Source organism: Sphingopyxis granuli NBRC 100800 (genome assembly GCF_001591045.1).
Lineage (GTDB): Bacteria > Pseudomonadota > Alphaproteobacteria > Sphingomonadales > Sphingomonadaceae > Sphingopyxis > Sphingopyxis granuli.
The window spans coordinates 1-7,380 of record NZ_BCUA01000131.1 but is presented as its reverse complement, the minus strand read 5'-3'; the positions used below and the strand labels follow the sequence as shown (position 1 = coordinate 7,380).

Annotated in this window: 8 protein-coding genes; 3 read left to right on the top strand and 5 right to left on the bottom strand. The window is 66.6% G+C overall.

What is annotated here, in order from left to right; translation table 11 throughout:
- Positions 1-324: 324 nt before the first annotated feature.
- The 4 genes from SGR02S_RS18430 to SGR02S_RS18415 all read right to left on the bottom strand — a co-directional run bounded on the left by SGR02S_RS18430 (position 325) and on the right by SGR02S_RS18415 (position 4,421).
- Entirely contained in the window at positions 325-1,674 is a 1,350-nt protein-coding gene (locus SGR02S_RS18430; RefSeq protein WP_255211524.1) for a L,D-transpeptidase family protein, read from the bottom strand.
- A 375-nt stretch (positions 1,675-2,049) separates the two neighbouring features.
- Positions 2,050-3,411 carry an acetyl-CoA carboxylase biotin carboxylase subunit gene (gene accC, locus SGR02S_RS18425; RefSeq protein ID WP_067113514.1) on the bottom strand — a complete coding sequence of 454 codons (1,362 nt, stop codon included), beginning with the start codon at positions 3,409-3,411 and terminating at the stop codon, positions 2,050-2,052.
- A gap of 8 nt (positions 3,412-3,419) precedes the next feature.
- Positions 3,420-3,899, bottom strand: coding sequence for an acetyl-CoA carboxylase biotin carboxyl carrier protein (accB, locus tag SGR02S_RS18420; protein WP_067113511.1), 480 nt, complete (start codon positions 3,897-3,899; stop codon positions 3,420-3,422).
- Between the two features lie 69 nt (positions 3,900-3,968).
- On the bottom strand, positions 3,969-4,421 hold the full coding sequence (locus SGR02S_RS18415) for a type II 3-dehydroquinate dehydratase (RefSeq protein WP_067113504.1): 453 nt from the start codon (positions 4,419-4,421) through the stop codon (positions 3,969-3,971).
- Positions 4,422-4,499: 78 nt separating this feature from the next.
- Between SGR02S_RS18415 and thiS the strand changes: the two genes are divergently transcribed.
- From thiS to SGR02S_RS18400, 3 genes are read left to right on the top strand one after another with little or no spacing between them, the layout of a single operon-like run.
- Positions 4,500-4,700 carry a sulfur carrier protein ThiS gene (gene thiS, locus SGR02S_RS18410; protein WP_174521678.1) on the top strand — a complete coding sequence of 67 codons (201 nt, stop codon included), beginning with the start codon at positions 4,500-4,502 and terminating at the stop codon, positions 4,698-4,700.
- A complete protein-coding gene (locus SGR02S_RS18405) occupies positions 4,700-5,050 on the top strand; it encodes a VOC family protein (protein WP_067113501.1) in 351 nt (116 codons plus the stop codon). The genes thiS and SGR02S_RS18405 overlap by 1 nt, the downstream gene beginning before the upstream one ends.
- Positions 5,051-5,052: 2 nt before the next feature.
- On the top strand, positions 5,053-5,829 hold the full coding sequence (locus SGR02S_RS18400) for a bifunctional sulfur carrier protein/thiazole synthase protein (RefSeq protein WP_082797232.1): 777 nt from the start codon (positions 5,053-5,055) through the stop codon (positions 5,827-5,829).
- A gap of 53 nt (positions 5,830-5,882) precedes the next feature.
- Here SGR02S_RS18400 and SGR02S_RS18395 read toward each other — a convergent pair whose 3' ends face one another.
- Positions 5,883-7,271 (bottom strand): DUF1254 domain-containing protein, encoded by a 1,389-nt coding sequence (locus SGR02S_RS18395; RefSeq protein ID WP_067113491.1) that lies wholly within the window; start codon positions 7,269-7,271, stop codon positions 5,883-5,885.
- Between the last annotated feature and the right edge of the window lie 109 nt (positions 7,272-7,380).

Here is a 7,380-nt window from a genome sequence, read left to right as displayed (position 1 = left end):
AGCGTCCCTGTCTCAAGGGTATAAACGCCAAACAAAAATGATGGTGTCCCCGCGAAGGCGGGGACCCGGTTCTGAATGCCGACGCTGGCTCTTTGTCGCTCTGGGCTCCCGCCTGCGCGGGAGCACGCGGCTGTCGGCTTGGACTCTGATGATTGTGGATTGACCTACTTCGTCATTGCGAGCGGCGAAGCCGCGCGGCAATCCAGAGCGTGCGGTAACCGCTCTGGATTGCTGCGCTCCGCTCGCAATGACGATTCGATGTCATCCCGCTCCGGCTATTCAATGGCGATGCCATGCAGTGTCACCCGGCTATGACCGTCAGGCTCAATAGATGCCGGTCGTGGCTTGCGTCGTGACGTTGGGGGCCGGGATCGTCGGCACCACGGTCGGCGGCGCCGGGGAGATGACGACCGCCGCGGTGCGGCCGGGCTTGGCGAAGCTGGCGACGACGGGCGCGTCGCGGCCATAGATGTCGGCGAGTTTCTTCACCCCGCCTTTGGCATCGGGAACGACCGTCCAATAGGCGACATAGACCGGGAAGGGATTTTCGAAGCCGAAGCGCGTCGTCTTGCCGCTCGCCACCGCCTCGCCGAACTCTTCGGGGCTGCGGCCGGCGAACATCACCGCCATCAGGCCCGAGAAGTGCAGCGCGCGCTCGGTGCGGATGCAGCCGTGGCTGAACGCGCGCGCCGCCTGCGCGAAGGCGCCCTTCGAAGGCGTGTCGTGCAGGTAGATGGCGTGTTCGTTCAGCATCTCCATCTTCATCACGCCCAGCGCGTTGTTGGCGCCGGGCTGCTGCACGACCGACAGCGTCTTGCCGCTGCCCGTCCAGGTATAGCCCTGCGCGCGCGCGGAGGCGGGATTGCGCGCGATCGTCGCGCCGATGCCCTCGTTGATGATGCTGCGCGGCAGCGTCCAGGTCGGGTTGAGGATCACGCCCGTCGCCATCGGGTTGAGCTGCGGCGTCGGCGTCGATGGCTTGCCGACCACCGCCTTGTGCGTTGCGATGACGACGCCGTCGTGAACGACGCGAGTCAGATATTCTGGGACGTTGCTGACGACATAGCCCGACCCCAGGTCGCGCGGCATCCAGCGCCAGCGTTCCATGTTGACGCGGATCGCATTGGCGTCGGCGGGCGTCTTGGCGACAGCGAGCGCGGCCTTGAGCGCGGCGAAATCGGGATGGACCGGGTCGAGGCCGAGCAGCGCCTCGGGAACCGAATTGGACAGCAGCGCGGAGGTGAGCAATGCGATCAGCGGCGTCTGCTCGGCGTCGTTGTCGGTCATGAACCACTGCTTGCGCGCCGCGTTCGGCGTGCGCCCGTCGCGCATATGCGTCGCGAGCAGCAGGAAGCTGTCGGTCGCGACCTTGTCGAGCCGCGCCTGGTCGCCGCCGGCGATCGCGGCCTGCAGCCCGTCGGGGTTGTAATCCTTTGGAAACAATCCTTCGGCGCCGACATTGCCGATGAAGGCGAGCAGCGCCTTGGCATTGTTCGCCGACCAGTCGGGCAGATTGGCTTCGGCCAGCGTTTCGACGACGGGCGCGTCGTCGGTGACCTTGTCGGGTTGCAGGACGACCGAATCCTCCTTGACGTCGGTCGTCTGCGCGAGGGCTGGTGCGGCCGCGAAAAGAAGCGGCAGGGCGAATGCGAAGCGGGGGGAGAGTTTCGACATGCGCCCCGCCATAACCGAGTTTCCAAGGGTTTGGAAGCGCGGGACGGGTGGGCAGGGTGGCCCCGAATGGAGGTGGTGCCGGCGTTCGATGACCTTGACCTACATCGTCATCGCGCCCCCGGATTTGATCAGGGAGGAGCAATCTCGGAGCAATTCAGAGCGCCGCGCTTAATCCGGACCAACTGAAATCCGTTCGTGTCGAGCGAAGTCGAGACACCCATCGGCCTTGCGCTACGTCGATGGGTGTCTCGACTTCGCTCGACACGAACGGGACAGCGATTCAGGATAGAGGCGCGATGCTCCCGCCGCGCTCTGGATTGCCGCGCGGTTTCGCTGCTCGCAACGACGCCGAATGGCCGGCTTCGGCCCCGCGCTCTATCCCTTCGCTTCGGCATCCTGCCGCGCGAGCCAGTCTTCGAGCCATTTGATCGTGTAGTTGCCGTCGATCACGTCGGGGTCGGCGAGCAGCGCCTGATGCAGCGGGATGTTGGTCTTGATCCCGCCGACGACCATCTCGTCGAGCGCGCGGCGCATCCGCATCATGCAGCTTTCGCGCGTCCGGCCATAGACGATCAGCTTGCCGATCATGCTGTCGTAATAAGGCGGGATCGCATAGCCCGCATAGAGCCCGCTATCGACGCGGACGTGCATGCCGCCCGCGGCGTGATATTGCGTCACCTTGCCCGGCGAGGGCAGGAAGCTGCGCGGGTCCTCGGCGTTGATCCGGCATTCGATCGCGTGGCCGCGGAATTCCAGATCCTCCTGACGGACCGACAGGCCGCGCCCGTCGGCGATGCGGATCTGTTCGCGGACGAGGTCGAAACCGGTGATCATCTCGGTCACCGGATGCTCGACCTGGATGCGGGTGTTCATCTCGATGAAGAAGAATTCGCCGTTTTCCCACAGGAACTCGATCGTGCCGGCGCCGCGATAGTGCATCTTCGCCATCGCATCGGCGCAGATCTGGCCCATGCGCGCGCGCTCCTCGGCCGAGATGACGGGCGAGGGCGCTTCCTCCAGCACCTTCTGGTGGCGGCGCTGGAGCGAGCAGTCGCGCTCGCCGAGGTGGATCGCATTGCCGTTGCCGTCGCCGAACACCTGAAATTCGATGTGGCGCGGATTGCCGAGATATTTCTCCATATAGACGGTCGGATCGCCGAATGCCGCCGCCGCCTCGCTCGATGCCTGGCCCATCAGGCTTTCGAGGCTGTCGGCGTCGGGAACGACCTTCATGCCGCGGCCGCCGCCGCCCGACGCCGCCTTGATCAGCACCGGATAGCCGATCTCCTCGGCCATCCGCTTCGCCTCGTCGCCATAGGTGACGGCGCCCGGCGAGCCGGGAACGACGGGCAGGCCCAGTTCGACCGCGGTGCGCTTGGCCTCGACCTTGTCGCCCATGGTGCGGATATGCTCGGGCTTGGGTCCGACGAATGTGATGCTGTGTGCCTCGATGATCTCGGCGAAGCGCGCATTTTCCGACAGAAAGCCGTAGCCGGGATGGATCGCGTCGGCGCCCGTCACCTCGGCCGCCGAAATGATCGCGGGAATGTTGAGATAGCTGTCCTTCGCCGCCGGCGGGCCGATGCATACCGCCTCGTCGGCGAGGCGGACGTGCATCGCGTCGGCGTCGGCGGTCGAATGCACCGCGACTGTCTTGATCCCCATTTCGTGGCAGGCGCGGTGGATGCGCAACGCGATCTCGCCGCGGTTGGCGATGATCAGTTTCTCGATCGTCATCGGATGAATCAGCCGATGGTGAACAGCGGCTGGTCGAACTCGACCGGCTGGCTGTTCTCGACATACACGGCCTTCAGCGTGCCGGATGTGGGCGCGGTGATCGGGTTCATCACCTTCATCGCCTCGATGATCAGGACGGTGTCGCCCTCCTTCACCGACGATCCGACGCTGGCGAAGGTCGGCGCCCCCGGTTCGGGCGCGAGATAGACGGTGCCGACCATCGGCGACTTGACCGCGTCGGCGAAGCTGTCGGCGGCGGGCGGCGGCGCCGCGGCGGGAACGGGCGGCGCGAGGGGAACGGCGGCAGGGGCCGCGGGGGCGAAGGCGACAGGCGCGGCTGCGGCGGCGGTCAGCGTTCGCGCGACGCGCACCTTGCGGTCGCCATCCTCGACCTCGATTTCCGAAAGCTGCGTGTCGTCGAGCAACTCGGCGAGCGCGCGGACGAAAGCCGGATCGATGTTGATGCCCTGATCCTTGTGGTCACCCATTGCGATAGTTCCTGTTGTTGTTGTGGTGCCTTGGTGGCACTCGACCCCTGTTCTGGTCGCGCCCTCTTGTCAGAGACGCGCGGCGGCGTCCAGCGCCAGCGTGTAGCTGTTCGCGCCGTGCCCCGCGAAATGCGCGGCCGCCGCCATGCCGATATAGCTGATATGGCGAAAGGATTCGCGGCTTTTCGGGTCCGATAGATGAACCTCGATCACCGGCACCGCGATCGACTTGATCGCATCGTGCAGCGCGATCGAGGTGTGCGTATAACCGCCGGCGTTGAGCAGCACCGCCTTCGCGCCCGCGAAATGCGCTTCGTGCAGCCAGTCGATCAGCACCCCCTCGTGGTTCGACTGGCGGCAGTCGACGGACAGGCCCAGCCCGGCCGCCTGCGCGGCCAGCCGCGCGTGGATAGCGTCCAGCGTATCGTGGCCGTAGATTTCGGGCTCGCGCGTGCCGAGCAGGTTGAGGTTGGGGCCCGAAAGGACGAAGACGACGGGGGTTTCGGAGGAGGTTTCCGGCAAAGACCTGGCTTTCGGTTGCGGCGGGGCTGGCTCCCCCTATATGGGCTGCACGGCGAAACGCAAAGAAGGGCAGCGGCGGTGATTGCGATCATCCTCAACGGAGAGCAGAGGCAGGTGCGCGGGGGCAGCATCGCCGACCTCGTCGCGTCGCTCGGGCTCGACGTGAAGAAGGTCGCGGTCGAACGCAATCGCGAGATCGTGCCGCGCTCGACCCTTGCCGACGTGGCGCTCGCGGACGGCGACGCGCTGGAAATCGTCCATTTCGTGGGAGGCGGCTGATGGCGGTCGCGCGGATCGTGCCCAATCGCTATGCCGGCGACGTCCGGGAAGGCGCGGGCTTTTTCAACGATGTGCTGGGGCTGGAAACGGCGATGGCGATCGATTTCATCACCATCTATCGCTCGTCTACCCAGCCGACGGCGCAGATCAGCGTCCTGACCGACGACCCGTCGGGGCTGCGGCCTGCCTATTCGGTGGGCGTCGACGACGTCGATGCGGTGCATGCCCGCGCGGTCGCGGCGGGGCACGAGATCGTCTACGCCCTGCGCGACGAGCCCTGGGGCGTTCGCCGGTTTTTCGTTCGCGATCCCCTCGGCGACATTGCGAACGTGGTGCAGAACAAGGATTGAATGTGGACAGGATCGACAGTTGGAGCGTTGCCGGGCGGACCTTCACGTCGCGGCTGATCGTCGGCACCGGCAAGTACAGGGATTTTGAACAGAACGCCGCCGCGGTCGAGGCGTCGGGGGCGCAGATCGTCACCGTCGCGGTGCGCCGCGTCAACGTGTCGGACCCGAATGCGCCGATGCTCACCGACTATATCGATCCGAAGAAGATCACCTATCTGCCCAACACCGCGGGCTGCTTCAGCGCCGACGACGCGATCCGCACGCTGCGCCTCGCGCGCGAGGCGGGCGGCTGGGACCTCGTCAAGCTGGAGGTGCTGGGCGAGGCGAAGACGCTCTATCCGAACATGCGCGAAACCCTCCACGCGACCGAGGTGCTGGCGAAGGAGGGCTTCCTGCCGATGGTCTATTGCGTCGACGACCCGATTGCGGCGAAGCAGCTCGAGGATGCGGGCGCCGTCGCGGTCATGCCGCTTGGTGCGCCGATCGGGTCGGGGCTCGGCATCCAGAACCGCGTGACGATCCGCCTGATCGTCGAGGGTGCATCGGTGCCGGTGCTCGTCGATGCCGGCGTCGGCACCGCGAGCGACGCAGCGGTGGCGATGGAACTCGGCTGCGACGGGGTGCTGATGAACACCGCGATCGCCGAGGCGAAGGACCCGATCCGCATGGCGCGCGCGATGAAACTGGCGGTCGAAGCGGGGCGCGACGCCTATCTGTCCGGCCGCATGGGCCAGCGCCGCTACGCCGACCCGTCAAGCCCGCTCGCGGGGCTGATCTAGGCTACCGGAAAAAGCTGCGTGCTCCCGCCTTCGCGGGGATACGGCGGTTTTGCTTAGGGCACCCGTTTCACCGGCGGCGGGGTCCAGCGTCCTTCCAGCGCCTCGCGCTGCGGCAGGTAGAGGCGCAGGTTCATCGTGAACGGTCCCGCGGGCGCGGGCAGCCAGTTGGCTTCCTTGTCGGCGCCCGGGCTGTCCGTCTGGATATAGAGGTCGAGCGAGCCGTCGGCGTTGAAGTTCAGCTTGTCGCGGTCGCCGATCGCGAAACGGCCCAACGGATTGGCGGCGAAGAACTGGTCGGCGCCGTACATGGTCAGCGACCAGAAGGCGTCGGCGGGCGGAATCCGCTCCTTGTCGAAATGGAGGACATAGCGCGCCGCGCCGTTCAGCGGCTTGCCATCGCCGTCGACCGGCGCCATCGGATAGATGGCCTCCTCGGGCGGCAACGCGCCGAGCCCGGCATAGCCGATGAAGGCGCGCTGGAGATAATCGTTGCCATAGACGCCGAGCGCATTGCCCAGCGCGACCCAGCCGTCGCGGCTCAGCGGCACGCTCCGGCGCCGATCGACGATGCGGCGATAGCCGTCCGTGGCGGCGCGCGTCAGCCCGCGCTGCACCGCCGGGTCGGCCTTGCCGAGATCGAAGCTCTGTCCCGCTTCCAGCCCGACCTTTTCCATGCGCAGCAGGATAGCGACGTCGGTGGCGTGTGGCGGATTGCGCTTCATCGTCTCGGCGAACAGCGCGAAAAAGGCGTCGGGCGCGAGCGCTGCGACCTGCTCGACCGGCGGCGTCGTCATGTCGACCGACGGATCGGCCTTCGCCGTTGCGGCGGCCGCCTGCGGCTTGCCCCATGCCGACAGCGGCGTCGCGGCATAGCGTGCCTGGAGCATGTGGACATGATCGTAATCGTCGGCGCCGTTGGTCTGGATGCGGCCGATGATCCAGCCCATGTCGGTTGGGCTGCGCACCATCCGCATGCCCTGGGGCAGCGTGCCCTGCCAGCGCGGGCCGACGAGCGCGACGGTGCCGCCGTCATTGCCCGTCGTGCGCGAGCCGAGCGTCGCGAACACTTCGGTCCACATGTCCATGATCGGCACGACATGATAGCGCCCCGCCGTGTCGGGCAGCGTCAGGACCAGCGGTTCGTTCCCGACATCGTACCACAGGCTCGAATAGAGCGTGTCGGCGTTGGGCCGCACGACGTCCCTGAAGGTTGCGTCGGGATAGCGCCGCATGTGCGAAAACTGGTTCATCGGCGCGCGCAGCCGGCCTTCCCGGGCGTTGGTCGCGACGCGCCGCGTCACTTCCATCAGCACCATCGGATAGGCGTAGGCATAGGCTTCGAGGCCGACGGCATAGGCCTCCTCCTCGCTCACCGGCGCCGCCCGCGTCGCGCCGGGCAGCAGGATCGTCGCCATCGCCATCAGGGCCAGCAGGCTTTTCATCGAACCGATCTCCTCGCAGATTTTCCGTCCCGCTAGCGTTCGCGGCGGCGCCAGTCTGTCATCCGGGCGACAATCTCCTGGGATTCCGGTTCCCGGCATTGGAGCATCA